The sequence below is a fragment of the Pseudobacillus sp. 179-B 2D1 NHS genome, from assembly GCF_045370945.1.
Lineage (GTDB): Bacteria > Bacillota > Bacilli > Bacillales > Domibacillaceae > Pseudobacillus.
This window is the reverse complement of the sequence record NZ_JBIQDP010000019.1, coordinates 1-19,515: the sequence shown is the minus strand read 5'-3', so window position 1 is coordinate 19,515 and position 19,515 is coordinate 1. Positions and strand designations below refer to the sequence as shown.

The 19,515-nt window shown below is 43.8% G+C and carries 20 protein-coding genes, 1 other RNA gene and 1 pseudogene; 19 read left to right on the top strand and 3 right to left on the bottom strand.

From position 1 onward, the window contains the following. Nucleotides 1–182: 182 nt before the first annotated feature. Both ACH0BF_RS17445 and pheA read left to right on the top strand, forming a co-directional pair. Nucleotides 183–638 (top strand): ACT domain-containing protein, encoded by a 456-nt coding sequence (locus ACH0BF_RS17445; RefSeq protein WP_120033407.1) that lies wholly within the window; start codon nt 183–185, stop codon nt 636–638. 56 nt (nt 639–694) lie between these two features. Then, nucleotides 695–1,552, top strand: a complete 858-nt coding sequence (gene pheA / locus ACH0BF_RS17440) for a prephenate dehydratase (RefSeq protein WP_120033404.1) — start codon at nt 695–697, stop codon at nt 1,550–1,552. Nucleotides 1,553–1,781: 229 nt separating this feature from the next. On the opposite strand, the gene ACH0BF_RS17435 is transcribed toward pheA, so the two are convergent. Beyond that, nucleotides 1,782–2,321 carry a transcription repressor NadR gene (locus tag ACH0BF_RS17435; protein WP_406909893.1) on the bottom strand — a complete coding sequence of 180 codons (540 nt, stop codon included), beginning with the start codon at nt 2,319–2,321 and terminating at the stop codon, nt 1,782–1,784. 60 nt (nt 2,322–2,381) lie between these two features. Then, nucleotides 2,382–3,506 (bottom strand): IscS subfamily cysteine desulfurase, encoded by a 1,125-nt coding sequence (locus ACH0BF_RS17430; protein ID WP_406909892.1) that lies wholly within the window; start codon nt 3,504–3,506, stop codon nt 2,382–2,384. Nucleotides 3,507–3,611: 105 nt separating this feature from the next. Between ACH0BF_RS17430 and nadB the strand changes: the two genes are divergently transcribed. The 9 genes and pseudogenes from nadB (at nt 3,612) to rpmG (ending at nt 13,585) form a co-directional block, all read left to right on the top strand. Continuing rightward, entirely contained in the window at nt 3,612–5,207 is a 1,596-nt protein-coding gene (gene nadB / locus ACH0BF_RS17425) for an L-aspartate oxidase (RefSeq protein WP_406909891.1), read from the top strand. Further along, a complete protein-coding gene (gene nadC / locus ACH0BF_RS17420; RefSeq protein WP_120033391.1) occupies nt 5,176–6,054 on the top strand; it encodes a carboxylating nicotinate-nucleotide diphosphorylase in 879 nt (292 codons plus the stop codon). Before nadB ends, nadC begins: the two co-directional genes overlap by 32 nt. Further along, a complete protein-coding gene (nadA, locus tag ACH0BF_RS17415; RefSeq protein ID WP_340853141.1) occupies nt 6,032–7,135 on the top strand; it encodes a quinolinate synthase NadA in 1,104 nt (367 codons plus the stop codon). Before nadC ends, nadA begins: the two co-directional genes overlap by 23 nt. 272 nt (nt 7,136–7,407) lie before the next feature. Next, nucleotides 7,408–7,555: pseudogene (safA, locus tag ACH0BF_RS17410) on the top strand (SafA/ExsA family spore coat assembly protein); the annotation flags it as partial. Between the two features lie 1,017 nt (nt 7,556–8,572). Continuing rightward, the gene (locus tag ACH0BF_RS17405; RefSeq protein ID WP_406909890.1) at nt 8,573–9,544 is read left to right on the top strand and encodes a phosphotransferase; all 972 of its coding nucleotides are present in this window, start codon (nt 8,573–8,575) and stop codon (nt 9,542–9,544) included. A 66-nt stretch (nt 9,545–9,610) separates the two neighbouring features. Next, entirely contained in the window at nt 9,611–10,324 is a 714-nt protein-coding gene (locus ACH0BF_RS17400; protein WP_120033377.1) for a YhcN/YlaJ family sporulation lipoprotein, read from the top strand. Between the two features lie 271 nt (nt 10,325–10,595). After that, nucleotides 10,596–12,008, top strand: a complete 1,413-nt coding sequence (locus ACH0BF_RS17395; RefSeq protein ID WP_406909889.1) for a glycoside hydrolase family 18 protein — start codon at nt 10,596–10,598, stop codon at nt 12,006–12,008. Nucleotides 12,009–12,233: 225 nt separating this feature from the next. Then, nucleotides 12,234–13,412, top strand: coding sequence for a GTP-binding protein (locus ACH0BF_RS17390; protein ID WP_406909911.1), 1,179 nt, complete (start codon nt 12,234–12,236; stop codon nt 13,410–13,412). Nucleotides 13,413–13,435: 23 nt separating this feature from the next. After that, a complete protein-coding gene (rpmG, locus tag ACH0BF_RS17385; RefSeq protein WP_340853150.1) occupies nt 13,436–13,585 on the top strand; it encodes a 50S ribosomal protein L33 in 150 nt (49 codons plus the stop codon). 69 nt (nt 13,586–13,654) lie between these two features. On the opposite strand, the gene ssrS is transcribed toward rpmG, so the two are convergent. Beyond that, nucleotides 13,655–13,840: non-coding RNA, 6S RNA (gene ssrS, locus ACH0BF_RS17380), on the bottom strand. 121 nt (nt 13,841–13,961) lie between these two features. Between ssrS and ACH0BF_RS17375 the strand changes: the two genes are divergently transcribed. From ACH0BF_RS17375 to yajC, 8 genes are all read left to right on the top strand, one after another. Beyond that, nucleotides 13,962–14,183, top strand: coding sequence for a hypothetical protein (locus tag ACH0BF_RS17375; protein WP_120033368.1), 222 nt, complete (start codon nt 13,962–13,964; stop codon nt 14,181–14,183). Between the two features lie 109 nt (nt 14,184–14,292). Beyond that, a complete protein-coding gene (locus ACH0BF_RS17370; protein ID WP_340853151.1) occupies nt 14,293–14,565 on the top strand; it encodes a BofC N-terminal domain-containing protein in 273 nt (90 codons plus the stop codon). Between the two features lie 116 nt (nt 14,566–14,681). Further along, nucleotides 14,682–15,293 carry a Holliday junction branch migration protein RuvA gene (gene ruvA / locus ACH0BF_RS17365; protein WP_120033361.1) on the top strand — a complete coding sequence of 204 codons (612 nt, stop codon included), beginning with the start codon at nt 14,682–14,684 and terminating at the stop codon, nt 15,291–15,293. A gap of 23 nt (nt 15,294–15,316) precedes the next feature. Beyond that, nucleotides 15,317–16,330 carry a Holliday junction branch migration DNA helicase RuvB gene (ruvB, locus tag ACH0BF_RS17360; RefSeq protein ID WP_120033358.1) on the top strand — a complete coding sequence of 338 codons (1,014 nt, stop codon included), beginning with the start codon at nt 15,317–15,319 and terminating at the stop codon, nt 16,328–16,330. After that, the gene (locus ACH0BF_RS17355; protein WP_120033355.1) at nt 16,314–16,520 is read left to right on the top strand and encodes a DUF2905 domain-containing protein; all 207 of its coding nucleotides are present in this window, start codon (nt 16,314–16,316) and stop codon (nt 16,518–16,520) included. The genes ruvB and ACH0BF_RS17355 overlap by 17 nt, the downstream gene beginning before the upstream one ends. A 19-nt stretch (nt 16,521–16,539) precedes the next feature. Further along, on the top strand, nt 16,540–17,568 hold the full coding sequence (gene queA / locus ACH0BF_RS17350) for a tRNA preQ1(34) S-adenosylmethionine ribosyltransferase-isomerase QueA (RefSeq protein WP_120033352.1): 1,029 nt from the start codon (nt 16,540–16,542) through the stop codon (nt 17,566–17,568). Between the two features lie 398 nt (nt 17,569–17,966). Beyond that, nucleotides 17,967–19,106 carry a tRNA guanosine(34) transglycosylase Tgt gene (tgt, locus tag ACH0BF_RS17345; RefSeq protein ID WP_120033349.1) on the top strand — a complete coding sequence of 380 codons (1,140 nt, stop codon included), beginning with the start codon at nt 17,967–17,969 and terminating at the stop codon, nt 19,104–19,106. Between the two features lie 26 nt (nt 19,107–19,132). Beyond that, entirely contained in the window at nt 19,133–19,399 is a 267-nt protein-coding gene (yajC, locus tag ACH0BF_RS17340) for a preprotein translocase subunit YajC (protein ID WP_120033344.1), read from the top strand. The last annotated feature ends 116 nt before the right edge of the window (nt 19,400–19,515 follow it).

The window sequence follows — 19,515 nt, the reverse complement described above, 5'->3', positions numbered from 1 at the left end:
TTCGCTTTATGCTTGTCGCAGCTGACGAGGCGCTTCCGCTTTTAAGTTTATCTAGCTGCAGGTGCTAGCGCGTACGGTGGTTTCGGAAAGCCTTAGGGAGTCAAAGAACGACTCCCGTTGCCTTCCCTCCAACCCCCTAGCGCGCAGATCAAGCGCCTTCCGCTTTTAAGTGAGGGAGAGTCGTGGCTAAGAAGGATTTTGAACGGAAATTTTATCTCGTACGTGAAGATGTGTTGCCGGAAGCAATGAAAAAAACGCTTGAGGCAAAAGAGCTGATTGACCGACACCGGGTGGAATCTATCTGGGAGGCAGTAAAAAAGGTTGATTTGAGCCGCAGTGCTTTTTACAAATATCGTGATACTGTCTTTCCTTTTCACAAGGTCGTCACCGAACGGATCATTACTCTGTTCTTCCATCTTGAAGACCGAGCTGGTACGCTGTCCGAATTGCTGGGGCTCGTCGCTAAATATGAATGCAATATTTTAACGATTCATCAGACGATCCCTCTTCAAGGAAGAGCGAATGTTACTCTTTCGTTAAATGTAAGTAATATGACAATTGATCTGGATGATATGCTGGCAGAGCTGGAAAAGCTAGAGTTCATCGATACTGTAGAAGTTCTCGGTTCAGGGGGATAAGAGCCGGCTTCTTTCATTCTAAATAGTCCCAATTTTCTAGTAAGGAGTAGATCTCATTGCGAAAAATCGCTTTTTTAGGCCCCGCCGCTACTTTCACTAATTTAGCGGTACGCCATGCGTTTCCGGCGGAGGAACATGTTCCTTATTCAACGATTCCAGCTTGTATGGATGCTGTTATTAATGGAGATATGGACTTTGCCGTTGTACCAATTGAAAATACGCTTGAAGGCACAGTAAATTTAACAATTGATTATTTGTTTCATGAGGCAGATTTAAAAATTGTAGCAGAAGTGACGGAACCAATTCAGCAGCATTTGCTCGTACATAAAGAATATGCCTATGAGTGGCAAAAGACAGAAAAAGTTCTTTCTCATCCCCATGCTATTGCTCAATGTCACAAATTTTTACATAGTTATTTTCCGGATATTCCCCACGAGCAGGTGGCGTCGACAGCCGCCGCCGCAAAGTATGTAAAAGAGCATCCTGAACAGCGGCTGGCGGCGATTGCCAATGAATTATCCGCCCAGGAGTATGATTTGGCTATTGCCAGAGTAAATATCCACGATTATGATTTTAACCATACTCGTTTTCTTGTGCTTGCCAAACAGGAACAGGACATCTCGCTTCCGCTTATTCGGCCTCGTGATAAAACGACCGTCGTGATCACACTGCCTTCTGATCGGCCGGGTGCATTGCATCAAGTGCTGTCTGCATTTTCCTGGCGGAATATCAATTTAAGTAAAATTGAATCCCGTCCGTTAAAAACGGGCCTTGGGCATTATTTCTTTATTCTTGATATTGAACAGCGAATGGATAAGGTGCTCTTGCCGGGAGCATTTGCTGAGATGGAAGCGCTCGGCTGCAATGTGCATGTGCTTGGAAGCTATCAGGCGTACGCTATTCAATATGAGTAAGTGAACCGAAATAAATTGCTCTGTTAAAGAAGCATGTAGTTTTTAGAGTGGGTTGTAGCAGAAGGCGGCGACTCCATCAGGAAAAGCTGACCTTGGTAGGAATGTACATAACGAGGAGGCTTATGGACCAGCCGTGAGGAGCGCCCGCCTGTCACCAAAATCAACCATTAAGTATAGAGAGCAAAAGAAATAAAAAGAGCTGTCCTAATAAACAGGACAGCTCTTTTTATTATTCGGCAAGCAAGAAACCTGCCTGTTTTAAGACGGCTTCCGCTTCATCTAGGATTCTTTCTTCTCTTGCGGCAATGGTGTGAAGATGAACGCCATCTGTTAACTGTGATAAATATGAAGCATTGGTCTCGTTTACACGCTGGATAAATTGAGTTACTTCCCTTCGATTGGAGACCATAATAGAAGCTGTTAAGTCTCCGTACACTGGGTGCTCAATTTTCACGTCTTTTACGAGCAAGCCAAGATCAACCAGAAGATTTAATTCTTCTTTTGTGTCTTGAGGTTTGTGGCTGCAGGCAATGGAACGTTCAAACCATTGCTCTGGGGCTGCCGGGGCAAAATAACAATAGCCTTGACTCGTAGCGATAATGGGTTCATTTCTCGCTTTTAATAATGTAATATCATTTACGATCACTTGGCGGCTAACATTGGAACGATTCGCCAGTTCCCCGCCTGTTAATGGTTCCTTGCTCATTCGCAGCCATTCCACTATAAGCTTGCGTCTTTCTTCTCCTAAAATCTTCTTCCCGGGAGTCATGTTAATCCCTCCATGTTCAATATCCACTGCCTCTATTCTATCATAAGGTGTTAAGCAGTTCTAACGGGGAACTGATGCGGTTATTCCCAGTAAAAGATTTCCCAGCCTCTCTATTTCTTGTATAGTTGTTCGGCTGCTCAATGAAATGCGGAAGAACTGCCGTGCTTTTTCTATGGAATACCCCATAGCAAGGATAGCCTTTGTTCCATTTTCGGAACGGGTATCACAAGCGCTGCCTGTTGAAATAGCACAGCCTTGTTCATTTAGCTTTAGCAAGACGAGCTGTCCTTCCATTCCTTGAATTGTCATGCCAATAATCGAAGGGAGCTGTCTTGTTTCGTCCGCTTCAATCCAGCGGAAAGAAGAGGAAGTCAGCTTTTCTTTTAACAGACGGCGAAGTTCCCGTTCTTTTTGCAAGCTGGATGTCCGACAGACTTCCTCGGCAGCAGCTGTGAAAGCTGCAACTGCTGGAACATTAACAGTTCCTCCCCGAAACCCATTTTCATGAGTGAGGCCGGGAAAAAGAGGAGACCAGTGGAGGGAAGGACAGATGTAGACTGCTCCTATCCCTTTTGGACCGAATATTTTATGAGAAGAGACGGACAGGCTGTCTATCCATGGAAGCAATGGACGAAGATCTAGCTTACCAAATGCTTGGACGCAATCTGAATGAAATAAAATACCCTTCTCTTTTAGCAGCCTTCCAATTTTATCTACAGGATTAATCGTTCCAATCTCCTGATTAGCATATTGTAAAGATACGAGAATGGTATCTGGACGAATAGCGGCTGCCAGTTCTTCAGGTTCTATCACTCCTTGGGAGCTGAGGGGCAGCTTTGTAATATGAAAACCTTCTTTTTCTAAAAAGGCCAATGCAGAGTGGACAGATGAATGCTCCGCCATTGATGCAATCACATGGTTTCCCCTTTTTCTTGCTGCCCGTGCAAGCGAAATGATGGATAACAAGTTGCTTTCCGTTCCTCCGGAAGTAAAGTAAATCCCTTCCTTTTTTCCACCGATCAGCCTAGCCAAAGTTTCCCTGCATTGTTCAAGCAGAAAACGTGCCTGGCTGCCTTCATCATGAAGGCTTGAACTGTTGCCGAAGAATTCCTGGCTAGCCTTTATATAAACACTAAGCGCTTGTTCACTCATAGGCGTAGTGGCTGCGTAATCGAAATAAATCAATGAATGTTCCTCCTTTATAAAAGGATTTAAAAAAAGCCTTGTCATTAGTTTAAATTTGTGTAAATATATGTGTCAAGACACCTGTTAAAACAGGAGGAGAAAATAATGGATAAACAAGCGGATGTCATTATTGTTGGCAGCGGACTAGCTGCTCTGCAGCTGGCTCATCATTTACATTCAACCAGTCATGTGATTATTCTCACAAAAACAAAGATCAGACAAAGCAACTCTTACATTGCTCAAGGGGGCATTGCAGCAGTAATTGACAAAAATGACAGTATCCATTCACATATAGAAGATACGTTAAAGGCCGGAAGATATCATCATTTTACGGAAGAAGTGAAACGGTTAGCTAGTGAGGGAGCGACTGCAGTAAGAGAATTAATCGAAGGTGGACTAGGTATCGATAGAGACGAGAATGGACAGCCCTCGCTTGGTCTTGAAGGAGCACATAGTGCGAAAAGAATTGTTCACTCTGGTGGGGATGCGACAGGCCGGCATACGGTAGAATACTTGTTGGCAACTTTGCCTGCAAATGTGGAAATGATCGAGGGAGAAATGGCTTATGAGTGCTTAATGTCGGAAGACCGTTCTAGGTGTATCGGCATAAAAACAAAAAACAAAGACGGGGAAAGAAGCCGTTATTGGTCACCGCATGTTGTTTTGGCAACAGGAGGGGTTGGTGCCGTTTATCCTGCTACCTCTAATCAGCCGACCATGACAGGAGATGGCATTGCCATTGCTTTTCGTGCTGGTGCTGAAGTTATCGATATGGAGTTTGTTCAGTTCCATCCTACTTTGCTTTTCAAGAATGGAGCTGTGAGAGGGCTGATTTCTGAAGCGGTTAGAGGGGCGGGGGCTACGCTTATTGATGAGGATGGTTTGCTTCTCATGGAAGGAGTCCACCCGTTAAAAGATCTGGCTCCGCGTCATATTACAGCTTATGAGATCTATAAGGCACGGGCAAAGGGAAAAGATGTTTTTTTAGATATTAGCGGAATTCAACAATTTGAGAAGCACTTTCCAACAATTACGGCGATATGTGAGAGAAATGGTGTGCCAATCAGGGAAAAACTTCTTCCAGTTGCACCGGGAAGCCACTTCTTAATGGGCGGCGTTTCAGTCGATTCAAACGGATGCACAACAGTGCCGGGGCTTTATGCCGTTGGTGAAGTGGCTCATAGCGGTGTCCATGGTGCCAATCGGCTGGCGAGCAATTCTTTGTTGGAAGGGATTGTATATGGAAAAAGACTGGCAGAATTTATTAACGGCCATCTGCCGGTAGATCATCAGCGGGCAAATATTTTTCATTACGGAAAACAGTTAAAAAATGAATCAGTCATCGGGCTTTCAAAGAAAGAATTACAGGTGCGCACAATGAGAGCAGCAGGTATTATCCGAGCACCAGAGAGTTTAGAGAGCCACATAAACTATTTAAAAGGCCAAGGCATTCAACAATGGATAGAAAATGGCTTAGACGAGCTGGATAGGGACAACATCGAACAAGTTTATATGCATATCAACAGCTATTTAATCAGCCGTGCTGCTTTCCTCCGGCGGGAGAGTCGAGGAGCGCACATCCGTACGGATATTGCAACAGAGGAAGCGGGCTGGCAAGGAAAACAAATTGTGCAAACAAAGAATCAAATACAAATAAGAGGTGGGCAGCATGAACGAAATTCAATTAGAATCCATGCTTAAACGATTTTTTATTGAGGATATCGGTGACGGCGACTTAAGCGGCGAAGCGCTTTTTTCACAAAAGGAAAAGGGATCTTTTACTTTACTAGCAAAAGAAAACGGAATCTTCTGCGGAGAGCTGATTTTACAGCGCGGCTTTGCCCTTATTGATCCATCTGCTAGTGTGGATATAGCTGTGAACGATGGAGATGTGGTTACACCCGGTATGGTGATTGCGGAAGTGTCAGGCACGATGCAAGGGCTTTTGAAAGGAGAACGTGTCATTCTCAATTTAATTCAGCGGATGTCCGGAATTGCCACGGCAACGGCAAAAGCCGTAGAGCAAACGGCAGGTACTCGTGCAAAAATTTGTGATACTCGTAAAACAACACCGGGATTGCGGATGCTTGAAAAATATGCAGTGAAGGTAGGTGGCGGTTACAACCATCGTCGAGGCCTTTATGATGCAGTGATGTTAAAGGATAATCATATTGCTTTTGCAGGGGGAATTAAACAGGCAGTAGAAAAAGCGAGGGCTGCCGTTGGTCATACAGTAAAAGTGGAAGTTGAAATAGAGACGAAGCAGCAGCTGATTGAAGCTGTGGAAGCGGGCGCGGATATTATTATGTTTGATAATCGGACACCAGAAGAGATTCGGGAATGGCTGCCGCTTGTCCCGGCTGGCATCGCCACCGAAGCTTCAGGAGGCATTGCACTCGACGGAATTCAGCCGTTTGCAGAAAGTGGCATTGAATGGATTTCTCTTGGTGCACTAACTCATTCAATCCGCGCTTTAGATATTAGTGCAAAGGTAATCACCAATTCTGTTAAGGAGGTAGTTCATCATGTCTATCATGGAAATGCTTAAGCAGCCATCTTTTGCTCTGCCGGAAAAATACCGGAAACTGGAGACAAAAGAAATGGAGGAAAAAGTAAGAGCGATTAAACGACAGCTTGGTGATTCACTTTTTATTCCAGGCCATCATTATCAACGAGACGAAGTGATTCAATTTGCTGACGCTGTTGGTGATTCCTTGCAGCTAGCGCAAATCTCCGCCCGAAACAAAAAGGCTAAGAATATCGTATTTTGTGGTGTTCATTTTATGGCGGAAACAGCGGATATTTTGACAACAGCAGAGCAAACGGTCATTCTCCCTGATATGCGTGCCGGCTGTTCAATGGCGGACATGGCGGATATTTATCAAACAGAAACGGCTTGGAAAGAACTTCAAGGTCTATTCGGCGATACGATGCTGCCGCTTACGTATGTGAACTCAACTGCAGCCATTAAAGCTTTTGTTGGCCGTAATGGCGGGGCTACAGTTACTTCATCTAATGCGCATGAGATGGTCAAATGGGCCTTTGGAAAGAAAGAGAGAATTTTATTCTTGCCAGATCAGCATTTAGGTCGTAACACTGCCTTTGATTTGGGAGTGGATCTTGGTGAGATGGCCGTATGGAATCCAATAAATAATGAATTAGAGTATGAAGGAGACTTGAGCAAAGTGAAAGTCATCCTATGGAAAGGTCATTGCTCTGTTCACGAGAACTTTACTGTCCAAAATATTGAGTATGTGCGCCGTACTTACCCGGATATGAAAATTATCGTTCACCCGGAATGCACACACGAAGTGGTAGGGCTATCTGATGACAATGGTTCAACAAAGTATATCATTGAAAAAATTGAAGAAGCCGAGCCAGGAAGTGCCTGGGCTATCGGGACAGAAATGAATCTTGTGAACCGCCTTATTCAGCAGCATTCCGATAAGCATATCATTTCGTTAAATCCAAATATGTGTCCATGCCTCACGATGAATCGTATCGACTTGCCTCATTTACTATGGTCGCTTGATACCATCATTGAAGGAAACGAAGGCAATGTGATTAAAGTAGACGAGCAAACTGCCCATGAAGCGGTATTGGCGTTGGATCGCATGCTAAATAGATAGAATGTTGTAAGTCCACACCTGTTTTTAAGCAGGTGTGTTTTTTTTGAAGGAGTATTTTAACAGAGTATCTAACAGAAGAAAGAACATCTAGTTAAGAATGAATAACTCGGTAATCATAACCATATATATTTTAAGTCAATGGTCCTTTCTATTTCTCTTATATCCATTCTTTTCTCATAACTTCTTTTTTTGACGCATACAATTTGGTGTAGGTTCGTTCACAAATCCGCATCGCTCACATATACTACGACGAATGTCTAAGGAGGGAGAAAATGAGAATCCATATTGTTCAGAAAGGAGATACACTCTGGACGATCGCTAAAAAATACGGAGTGAACTTTGATGAGTTAAAAAAATTAAACGCACAGTTGTCCAATCCAGACTTGATTATGCCAGGTATGAAGATCAAAGTCCCTACACCGGCAGGAACCATGAAAAAAGAGATGCCAGTAAAAGAAGCGCCGGTTGTTCCTATGCAAATGCCAAACAAAGAGGCGCCGGTCGTTCCTCCACCAAAGTCTGTTAAAGAGCAGCCAACACAAGTTTCACCGGTGAAAGAACAGCCGAAAGAACAGCCGAAACAACCGATGATGCCACCGCTTCCTCCAGTTGTACCAGAGGTGGAGATTAATCAAGTGTTCCAAATGAATATGGAACAAATGCAGCAGACGGTTCAACCGCCACCACCTCCTGCTCCACCTGTTAAGCCGGACAATATATTTCCGGGACTTGATAAAAAGGAAGAATTAGTAGAAAGCACAAGTGTTCCAATTATGCCGCCGCCTATGCCGGAGATAGAGATGGCACCACAACTACAAGGAGGAAGTAATTATCCAATGAGCGCATATGTGAATCAACATCAAATGGCCCCACAAGTACAAGGGTATGGTATGCATCCAGGCATGCATCCACAATGGTGCATGCCAACGCCAATGCCAATGGAGATGCCGATGCAGATGCCGATGCAGCAAGCACCTCTCATGCAGCCTTCATATGAGATGGGCGAAGAAATAATGGAATCCTCTGAAGAAATATCGTCACATTATCCAATGATGAATTATCCGTCATCTGATCATGTGCAAATCACACAAGAAGCAGGAGTCGTTGCGCCAATGAATTACGCGCCACCAATGTATCCAACCATTGCTCCTTATCAGATGCCGCCGCATCCATCGCACAGTTACTGTGTACCGTGCACGCATGCTATGCCGGGAGCAGGCTATCCAGGCTATCCTATGCCAATGGAATATGCGATGGAATCACCGGATTACGGAGGCTATCCGCAAGTTATGGGAGCTTATCAGCCGCCTTATATGCCGGGGTATTCTCCGCAGCCAATGATGTACCCAACGGGGGGAATGATGATGCCTAATCAATATCCTCCACAGTCATTATCAGGGAAATCAGATTGTGGCTGTCAGCGTGAAGACGAAGAGAATGAAGAATAAATTTCAGCAGGGAGACGGATTAACACCTCGTCTCCTTTTTCTGTTATCCGCTCGTTTGGAGGAAACGATACAAACAGTTTTTTCATTAAAAAAAGGAAAATGGCTCGTCATTACAAATAGAAACAAGTGGTTCGTTAAAAAGTATGCTTCCCTGTCACAACTGGAGAAGCAAATTCAGTTATGTCATTTTTTATCTGACCAAGGGTTTACGCAGGTGATTCTTTTTCATTCTGTCACACCTATCATATTTGAGAAGCAGATTTTTGCTGTTATGCCCTTTATCGAGCCCGCAAAAAAAACTTTTTACTTTCAAACAGAGGAAGAAAGAGAAGAGGCATTGGCTTTACTTTCAGTCTTTCACCAGCAGACCGAGAAACTCCCTGGAAAAATTACCGCTTGCTTTCCCCATTTTGATCAGGCTGCTGTTTGGCGTAAAAGGCTGACTGCATTTCAAAGAGAGTTGCCTGAATTGATACGTTATTTTCCTGCTTCCGTTTTAGAGCATTACGCGGAGGCAGGCAAGTGGTGTTTAGATCACTTATCCGACCAGCCGAAGGATGAAGGCAAATTGGCAGTGATTCATGGAGATGTGGCTTCTCATAACTTTTTTCGATCAGCTGATGGAACGCTTTATTTAATTGATTTTGACTTAGCTGCACAAGCGCCCGTTTTATTTGATTATGTACAATGGACCAACCGGGTTCTTCCGCTTGTCGATTGGAACTTAGAGAAAGTTATGGAGTATCGCGTAATAACTCCATACACGCATAAAAAGAACTGGTTTATTTATACGTTGTTTCCAGCGGATGTTTTTCGTGAATGTCGACGGTTTGCTCGGGCTCCTCTCAAGGAAAAAAAGTCAGCTTACAAGCATGCTTATGAGCTAACGGTCAAGCCATTTACACAGCGGAAGATATTTTTCAAAAGATGGAAGAAAGTATGGGAAGACCAACAGGGATAAGAATGTTCCGCTTCTGCAAACTAAGAAGGGCATCATTTGCCCGAATAAAAGTTCAGGGGTGGGGTCATGGAGAAAGCGCTAAAAGCTTTTGCTATATTGTCTTTATCGGCTGGCCTTGCAGCATGCGGCATTGAAAGTGAAAGCGGCTATGGCGACGGAAATAATCGCTATGAACCACAAGGATATTTTTCGAATGCTGGGCATGGGGACCAAAATGATCGTCATGACGGTCCTATGACAGAATGGTACGACCATTCTGTGGGGGAGGAACAAAAAGTTATACGCAAAGACAAAGCCCGTTATCTACAAAATGAAGATGACAACGGACATCCGCAAAATCCATCGAAACCACTCGCTAAAGAGGACCGCAGCTTCTTTGAACGTGACAACGAGCAGCCCTATAGCAGTGATGCTAATTATCACGGCCATCAAAGCATTCAAAATGTCCAAAAGAAAAATTCTTACTATACCAACTACGACGGAAAGCTGGCAGAAAAATTAACTCGAAAAGCTGAAGGAGTAGAAGGTGTCCTGGCTGCTCAAACATTTATTGGCGATAAGGAAATAATGGTGGCTCTGCAAATTTCTAAAAATAGTGATGAAAAGGCAGTAAAAAGGGCAGTCAAGCAAACAGTGACACGTGATGCCAAAGGAGCCGATGTAAACGTATCTAGTGATATCGGTACTTTTAATTACATTCGTGTTCTGGACAATGACTTGCGTGATGGCGGACCAATTGACTTAAAAAATGTCCGTTTTAGCAAAGAAAAATACAGGTAAACAGGAGCCTTAGGCTCCTGTTTATTTAATTTTTGGGGAGGCGGTTGTGGCGTCTCCGTTAAGTATGAATGGGCAAGCCTTTTATTCAATGGTTTTGCAAACATTTGCCTGCTGCTTTTCTCTCTGAGAACCCTTTCGTTTCAACGGTTAGGCAGAGTGATTCTGAATATCATAAAAGGGTAATTTTAATAAATATTAGCAATAGAAGGTTTTCCTAAAGCATCATCCTGCATATGTATAGTCATATGACTATGATTTGGAGGAGACACCTATGATTATACATGTGATTCAAAAGGGAGAAACGCTCGCTCAGCTGGCTCGCAGGTACGGAGTAGAAGTAGCACAGATTGAAGCTGCCAATGAGTTGCCTGATCGCGATCGTCTTTTGATTGGCCAGGCTTTAGTTATTCCTCTTTTGGCTCAGCGACATAGAGTGCAAGCGGGGGAAACATTGCGGCAAATTGGCCAACGATATGGGGTAACAGTAAGAGAGATTATTCGGGTTAACCGAATAAGGGATCCGGAACGCATTAATCCTGGAATGATGTTATATATCCCAGCGAGAAGACACGTAGTAGAGGCAGGGGAAACATTATCCCAAATTGCTCAGAGGTATGGAGCAGATGTGCAAGAATTAATGAGAATTAATAACATTCGGCGCCCGGCTTCCATTTATCCAGGGATGGTTTTATATATTCCCTTTGAAAGACCCGTGATTGATGTGAACGCCTATACGATTGAAAAGGGAGAGGAGGGGGCCAGGCAAGTCCGGGAGGTGGGTGAGTACTTAACCTATGTTTCTCCATTTGCTTATATTATGAGAGCAGACGGCGGATTGGAATTGATCAATGATACTGCAACGATTCAGGCTGCCCAGGCTGCCCAGGTAGTGCCAATGATGGCTATTACAAACTTTACTGCGAGCGATCCAGGCTCCAGGCTGGCAAGCACCATTTTAAGAAGCAGGGAACTGCAAGATACACTCTTAACTAATGTTATTCAAATCATGAAAAGAAAAGGTTACCAAGGAATAAATATTGATTTTGAAAATGTATTTCCGGCCGACCGTGAACAGTATAATCAATTTTTACAGCGGGCAGTAGACCGGCTGCATCCGGAAGGTTTTTTTGTCTCCACAGCTTTAGCGCCTAAAACAAGTGCTAATCAGAAAGGGTTGTTATATGAGGCGCATGATTACGAGGCTCATGGGCGAATCGTTGATTTTGTCATTTTAATGACATATGAATGGGGCTATCGTTTCGGACCGCCACAGGCTATTTCACCGCTTAATCAAATTAGGAGAGTGCTTGACTATGCAGTCTCTGTCATCCCAAGAAATAAAATCTTCTTTGGCTTCCAAATATATGCAAGAGATTGGCTGCTGCCGCATCAGCAAGGGCAGGAAGCCCAAACATTTGATATGCAAGAAGCCATTCGCCGGGCGGTAAGATATGAAGCGCCTATTCAATATGACTCCGCATCCCAGTCGCCATTTTACCGCTATACAGATCAGCAGGGGCGCACGCATGAAGTATGGTTTGAGGACGCCCGCAGTGCTCAGGCAAAGTTTGATGTTGTAAAAGATTATAATCTTCGCGGCATTAGCTATTGGGTCCTCGGATATCCATTTCCGCAAAATTGGCTGCTTTTACAGAGTAACTTTAGGATCAGAAAAATAGGATGATGTCCAAATCAAGAAACTAAGTAAAAGACCACTGCCTAATTCCTTTCTCTCCCGGAATTAGGCAGTGGGTTTTAGGAACTATGGTACAGTCATTCGTTGAAGAAAAATTATCCTTTTAGTTTATTTTTTTAAAAAAACTCTTGCAAATAGGAATGATTACGTTTTAATATAAAAGTTGTAAATCGTAATAATTACGGTTTGGTGAAGGGAGAGAATAGAGTGAAAATAAAAATTCCAGTAACAGTATTAAGCGGATACTTGGGTGCAGGGAAAACCACACTGCTCAATCATATTTTAAAAAATAGGGAAGGAAAGAAAGTCGCAGTTATCGTAAACGATATGAGCGAGATTAACATCGATGCTTCACTTATTAAACAAGGTGGGTTTTCGCGGACAGAGGAAAAGCTTGTTGAAATGCAAAATGGCTGTATTTGTTGCACACTTCGGGAGGATTTAATTAAAGAAGTGAAAAAGCTTGCAGCAATTGGCGATATCGATTATATCGTGATTGAATCAACGGGGATTAGCGAGCCTATGCCGGTAGCTCAGACATTTACATACATGGATGAAGCTGTAGGAATTGATTTATCAGCTGTTTGCCGGCTTGATACGATGGTAACGGTTGTAGACGCGTGTCGTTTTTGGCATGACTTTGCTTCCGGTGAGAGCCTGCTTGAACGAAAAGAAGCGGCAGATGAAACAGACACAAGAGAAGTGGTTGATTTATTAATTGACCAAATTGAGTTTGCTAATGTTATTGTACTTAATAAAATTGATCTCGTAGGAAAAGAGGAAACACTGGAATTAAAGGCAGTTTTGGAAAAGTTGAATCCAGAGGCCTATATTGTTTTAACAGATCATGGCCGCCTTTCACTAGATGAGGTACTCAATACGAATTTATTCGATTTTGAACAGGTGAGTCACAGTGCTGGGTGGATTAAAGAGTTGAACAGTGAACATACACCGGAAACAGAAGAATATGGGATTTCCTCTTTTGTTTATCGCAGACAGCTGCCATTTCATCCGAAGCGCTTAAAGGATTGGCTGGAAAACTGGCCAGCAGAAGTAGTTAGAGCAAAGGGATTTATTTGGCTCGCTTCCCGCAATGATACAGCCTGCATACTATCACAAGCCGGACCTTCCATCATCTTTCAGGGAGTCGGACAATGGATTGCTGCTTATCCTGAGCAGGAGCAAAAGCAAATGCTACAGGAGGAACCTGAATTACTGAAAAGATGGCATCATGAACATGGAGACCGGATAAATGAGCTTGTATTTATTGGGATTGGAATGAATAAAGAAGAAATTGAAAAGGCGCTCGATTGCTGTTTGTTGACCGAGAACGAACAAAAAGCAGAATGGTCTTCTTTAAAAGATCCGCTGCCTCCGTTTGTAACGGCATAATCACTATTGAAGGAGAGAGAAAAATGAGAGTAACTATTACATTAGCATGTACGGAGACAGGAGACAGAAATTACATGACAACAAAGAATAAACGGACAAACTCGGAACGATTGGAACTGAAAAAGTATTGTCCACGGCTGAAAAGACATACGCTGCACAGGGAAACAAAATAAAAGAATATGTATGATTGTATATACAAAAAAGCCGGCTTCCAAAAAGGAAACCGGCTTAAATTATGTAAAGGAAAGGCCGCAGTTGCCGTACGTTTAATGAAGTTTTAAAACCACCACTCCATAAAGTGGGTGTTTGCAGAAACGTTCCTGTCGTCCTCATAGCAATGAGGCATGACATTCCGGCTTCAATTTAAAACTCCCTATTTCAGCTTAAAGGTTAAAACTTTATTAAGGTTACGCACAACGCAGCTGATATATATAATATACATGAGATTCTAAGAAAATGCAACACCGCTTTTATCCATCAATCCGGCGTTTAAATCAGAAAGAGCAGGGAAAATAACAAATACATATGAAAGAAAGCGAGGAGAGCAAAATGAAAGTAGTAAATGTAGAGCTTCGGTATGATGAAGACAAGATGAAAGAGGATTTCACAGAAATACTGAAGAGTGCGCTGAGAAGAGAGAACATTGAAGTTATTTCTGTTGATAAAAACAAAAATACTGAGCCGGAAAGCCCTTACCAGCGTGTAGAGCATAAAGAGGTAGATGATGATGTCAGCTCTGCAGGAGCAGGCGGCATGGTATCCCCTAACTAAACATAATTGAACATTGGACTTATGATAGGTAAGACCGTCAATTAAGACGGTCTTTTTGTTTGTGCTCTTTTCTTTTTGGCGAAAATGAAGGTAAAAAGGAGAGAGACAAGTGAAAGGTCCTGTGCTTGTAATGTTACTGCTCTGTGTGCTGTCAGGCGGTGTATATGCGCTGAGAGAGAAAGAAGGAGAAGGTCTGGCAGCCGTTCAAGAAAAGCCACACAGTGTTCAAGTGACACTTCTGGAAGTAGGAAGAGACGGTCAATTAAGGAAGTCAGTCCATCAGGAAGTTATTTGGGCAATGGAAGATTTCTGGTCAGAGTATAAGGGGTATCAGCTTGTTGATATGAACGCAAAAGAAGTTATATTTGAAAAACGACAATGAGGCGAGCGAAAAAGGAGATTCTTTATAAGAACAAACGTTTCTTTTTATTTTTTTCAACAATGAATCATGTTATGATAAAATGAGGAGTAATGTGCAGTGTAGGGGAGCGAATAAACTTGTATGAATATATTAAAGGCAGCGTAGCGTTCGTAGGTCCGGAATATGTGGTAATTGAAAATGGCGGCATTGGCTTTCAAATATTAACGCCAAATCCATTTGCTTTTTCCAAACACGAACAGCAGACTGTCACTGTGTATGTGCATCAGCATGTACGCGAAGATGTGCTGGCGCTGTATGGATTTGTTTCTATAGAAGAAAAGAGGCTGTTCGAGAAATTGATTTCGGTGTCGGGCATCGGGCCGAAAGGAGCGTTAGCTGTATTGGCGAGCGGAGAGCCTCAGCAAGTAGTGTCGGCTATTGAACAAGAAGATGAAAGGTTTTTAACGAAATTCCCGGGTGTTGGCAAGAAGACTGCTCGGCAAATGATTTTAGATTTAAAAGGAAAATTAGCGGATGTTGTGCCGGAGTTTTTTCCGAATTTATTTCAGCCGGAGGGCATGGAACAAAAAGCGGCTGTTTACGCTGAACTAGAAGAAGCATTGCTCGCGCTTGAGGCACTTGGCTATTCTGCACGGGAAATTAAGAAGGTCAGTGTGAAGCTGAAAGCAGAGCAGTTAACGACAGACCAATATATCCGCAAAGGCTTGCAATTACTGCTGAATGGATAACTGAATAAGGGAGTGATCTTGCGATGGAAGAACGCATCGTTTCCGGAACGGCTGAAGTGGACGAGTTATATGAGGAGCAATCACTGCGTCCTCAGACATTAAAACAATATATTGGCCAGGAGCAAGTGAAAAATAATCTGGCAATTTTTATTGAAGCCGCCCGTCAGCGACAGGAAACTCTCGATCATGTACTATTGTATGGACCACCTGGTCTTGGCAAAACCACGCTTGCCGCTGTGATTGCTAATGAAATGGGTGTGCAGATGCGGACGACAGCAGGACCGGCGATTGAGCGGCCAGGTGATTTGGCTGCCGTTCTAACATCACTCGAACCGGGTGATGTGCTGTTTATTGATGAAATTCACCGGCTGCCGCGTGCGATTGAGGAAGTGCTGTATCCAGCGATGGAGGATTTTTGCCTTGATATTGTAATCGGCAAGGGGCCGAGTGCCCGATCTGTCCGCCTGGATTTGCCGCCATTTACCTTGATTGGAGCAACGACAAGAGCAGGCTCTCTTTCTGCCCCACTGCGAGACCGTTTCGGTGTGTTAAGCCGTCTTGAGTATTATAATGAGGAGCAGCTCCGCGAAGTGGTTATGCGAACAGCAGATATATTTCAAACAGCGATTGATCCTGCCGGCGCCACTGAGATTGCTCGCCGATCCAGGGGCACACCTCGGATTGCTAATCGGCTCTTAAAAAGGGTGCGCGACTATGCACAGGTGCGTGGAAATGGCATAATTACCTATGAGCTGGCAGAAGAGGCGCTTGAATTGCTGCAGGTCGACCGTAGAGGACTTGATCACATTGACCACAAATTGTTAAAAGCAATTATTGGGCGATTTCGTGGCGGTCCCGTCGGTGTGGAAACAATAGCTGCAAGCATTGGTGAAGAAGCCGGCACGATTGAAGATGTGTATGAGCCGTACTTGCTGCAAATTGGCTTTTTGCAGCGGACACCAAGAGGACGGATCGTCAGTGAATTGGTGTACCAGCATTTTCATATGGAGGTTCCGACAGATGAGCGGAATCGGTAAGACACTGATGTTAATCGGTGTAGTGATCTTTGTGTTAGGGCTAGTGATGCAGTTTGTTAAAATAGGGCGTCTGCCTGGCGACCTGTTATTCAAAAAAGGAAATACCACATTTTATTTTCCGATTATGACATCTATTATTGCCAGCATTGTACTGTCACTCATTTTTTATGTGATCGGAAGATGGAAATAAAAAGATAGGGATGAAGAAAGTGAAAGTAGAGGAATTTGACTTTAATCTGCCTGAAGAATTAATTGCACAGACGCCGCTTGCCGAGCGGGCGGAGAGCCGGTTGATGGTGCTTGATAAAGAAACAGGTGCTATTCAGCATGAAGTATTCAAAAATATCACCTCTTTTTTACAACCAGGTGATTGTCTTGTCTTGAACGACACAAAAGTTATGCCAGCCCGGCTGTACGGTACAAAAACAGATACAGGTGCGAAAATTGAAGTGCTCCTGCTAAAACAGGAGGAGGGCGACCGTTGGGAAACACTTGTAAAACCGGCGAAGCGTATTAAAGAGGGCAGTCAGATTATATTCGGAGACGGCCGGCTTTCCGCTGTTTGTACAGGTGAAAAAGAGCATGGTGGCCGAATTTTAGATTTTTCTTATGAAGGAATTTTTTACGAAGTGCTTGATGAGCTTGGAGAAATGCCGCTGCCGCCTTATATTAAAGAACAGCTGGAGGAGCGTGATCGTTACCAGACGGTCTTTGCGAAAGAACGGGGATCAGCTGCTGCTCCGACAGCCGGACTTCACTTTACAGAAGAGCTGCTGGAAGAAATCCGAGCCATGGGCGTACATACCGCTTTTTTAACGTTGCATGTCGGTCTCGGTACTTTCCGCCCGGTGTCTGTGGAGGCGATCGAGGAACATGAAATGCATGCTGAGTTTTACCATTTGTCGGAAGGAACGGCTCATCTTATTCAGAAAGTGAAAGAAGAGGGAGGCCGTATCATCAGTGTGGGCACGACTTCAACAAGAACATTGGAAACAATAGCTCGGGATTATAACGGACGTATCGAAGCAGCCAGCGGCTGGACGGACATTTTTATTTATCCCGGCTTTGACTTTAAAGCAATTGATGGCATGATCACCAACTTCCACTTGCCCAAATCTACATTAATCATGCTGGTAAGTGCCCTTGCCGGAAAAGAGCATGTGATGAATGCTTACAAGGAAGCAGTAGCTGAGAAATATCGCTTCTTCAGCTTTGGCGATGCGATGCTAATTAAGTAAGAATAACACTTTTGTACTCTGATTATGGCGCTGTAGCGTCTTCTCCTTGATTTTTCTCTTTTTTAAGAGGTAAAGACTGACTTTTTTGGAGAGAACGTTTGTCGAGCAGAGACGAGCAAGTGTATGATTATCTAGTTATAGGCGCTAGCGGCTCGAGGTCACAAGCCCACCCGTCTGGAAGGCTCAAGGGCAGCCTTTCAGTCGGTTCGTGTTGTGCTTGTCACCGCTGGACGAGCGCCTTCCGCTTTTATTGTGTTATCCAGCTGCAGGCGCTAGCGCGTACGCTGATTTCGCTCTCTCGGTCGGAGTCTAAGAAACGACTCCACGTCGAAAGCTCCAATCTGCTATCGCGCTGAGCGAGCGCCTTCCGCTTTTATTTAGAAGGGAGTGGCATTGATTTGCCAGCAATTAAATATGAATTAATCAAAACGTGTAAGCAAACGGGAGCTCGTCTGGGACGTGTTCACACACCGCATGGAAGTTTTGAGACGCCTGTGTTCATGCCGGTAGGAACATTGGCGACTGTTAAGACGATGTCTCCGGAAGAGTTAAAAGAAATGGGTGCTAACATTATTTTGAGTAATACATACCACCTTTGGCTGCGCCCTGGTCATGAAATTGTTAAAGAAGCAGGCGGTCTTCATAAATTTATGAATTGGGACCGGTCGATTTTAACAGATTCAGGCGGTTTTCAAGTATTTTCTTTAAGTGATTTTCGTAAAATTGAAGAAGAGGGGGTTCACTTTCGTAATCATTTAAATGGGGACAAGCTGTTTTTATCTCCGGAAAAAGCAATGGAGATTCAAAATGCGCTTGGGTCTGATATTATGATGGCGTTTGATGAGTGCCCGCCCTATCCTGCAGAGTATGATTACATGAAACGCTCAGTCGAAAGAACCTCTCGCTGGGCAGAAAGGTGTTTGAATGCTCATTCTCGTCCGGAAGATCAAGGGCTGTTCGGCATCGTCCAAGGAGGAGAATATGAAGAGCTCCGCCGTCAAAGTGCCAATGACTTAGTTTCTCTCGACTTCCCAGGTTATGCGATCGGTGGCTTGTCTGTTGGAGAGCCGAAAGATGTGATGAATCGCGTGCTTGAATTCACCACTCCGCTTTTGCCGGCACAAAAGCCGCGCTACTTGATGGGGGTTGGTTCGCCTGATTCTTTAATTGACGGGGCGATCCGTGGCGTAGACATGTTTGATTGTGTATTGCCAACGCGAATTGCAAGAAATGGGACACTGATGACGAGTGAGGGAAGATTGGTTGTAAAAAATGCTAAATATGCCCGGGATTTTGGGCCGCTTGATGAAAATTGTGACTGCTACACGTGCCGAAATTACTCGCGCGCTTACATTCGTCACCTCATACGTGCGAATGAAACATTTGGAATTAGGCTTACAACTTACCATAACTTATATTTTCTGATAAAATTAATGGAACAAGTAAGAGAAGCGATTAGAGAAGACCGTCTGGGAGACTTTAGGGAAGAATTTTTCGAGACCTACGGTTTTAACCGTCCGGATGCGAAAAACTTCTAACATCGTTCTCAGAAAGGGGTGAAATTATGCAGTCAATTATTATGCTCGTGTTGATGTTTGTTTTATTTTACTTTTTGCTTATCCGTCCACAACAAAAGCGTCAAAAATCAGTAGCGGAAATGCAAAATAGTTTGCAAAAAGGCGACAGAGTGGTGACTATCGGCGGTTTGCATGGATTTATCGATGCAATTGAAGAAGGCACAGTCGTGATTAAATGCGGGGATGGCAGCCGTCTTACATATGATCGTTCTGCCATTCGTGAAGTGTCCGAAAAAGCAGTGACACCTCAATAATGTAATAAAAAAGCAAATCAACCAAATAGGTTGATTTGCTCAGTTTGTCGACAAAAGGGGTTCGGAATAGTCTTATTCCGAACCCCTTTTGATTTTTCGGTAGTTTTAAAGCCCTT

What these genes read in the sequence shown, in the direction of transcription:
- nadC (WP_120033391.1), top strand. Translation starts at nt 5,176, where the DNA reads ATGAACGAAATTCAATTAGAATCCATGCTTAAACGATTTTTTATTGAG.
- nadA (WP_340853141.1), top strand. Translation starts at nt 6,032, where the DNA reads ATGTCTATCATGGAAATGCTTAAGCAGCCATCTTTTGCTCTGCCGGAA.
- ruvB (WP_120033358.1), top strand. Translation starts at nt 15,317, where the DNA reads ATGGAAGAACGCATCGTTTCCGGAACGGCTGAAGTGGACGAGTTATAT.
- ACH0BF_RS17400 (WP_120033377.1), top strand. Translation starts at nt 9,611, where the DNA reads ATGGAGAAAGCGCTAAAAGCTTTTGCTATATTGTCTTTATCGGCTGGC.
- ACH0BF_RS17405 (WP_406909890.1), top strand. Translation starts at nt 8,573, where the DNA reads ATGAAGAATAAATTTCAGCAGGGAGACGGATTAACACCTCGTCTCCTT.
- ACH0BF_RS17435 (WP_406909893.1), bottom strand. Translation starts at nt 2,321, where the DNA reads ATGACTCCCGGGAAGAAGATTTTAGGAGAAGAAAGACGCAAGCTTATA.
- ACH0BF_RS17355 (WP_120033355.1), top strand. Translation starts at nt 16,314, where the DNA reads ATGAGCGGAATCGGTAAGACACTGATGTTAATCGGTGTAGTGATCTTT.
- rpmG (WP_340853150.1), top strand. Translation starts at nt 13,436, where the DNA reads ATGAGAGTAACTATTACATTAGCATGTACGGAGACAGGAGACAGAAAT.
- yajC (WP_120033344.1), top strand. Translation starts at nt 19,133, where the DNA reads ATGCAGTCAATTATTATGCTCGTGTTGATGTTTGTTTTATTTTACTTT.
- ACH0BF_RS17395 (WP_406909889.1), top strand. Translation starts at nt 10,596, where the DNA reads ATGATTATACATGTGATTCAAAAGGGAGAAACGCTCGCTCAGCTGGCT.
- nadB (WP_406909891.1), top strand. Translation starts at nt 3,612, where the DNA reads ATGGATAAACAAGCGGATGTCATTATTGTTGGCAGCGGACTAGCTGCT.
- ACH0BF_RS17375 (WP_120033368.1), top strand. Translation starts at nt 13,962, where the DNA reads ATGAAAGTAGTAAATGTAGAGCTTCGGTATGATGAAGACAAGATGAAA.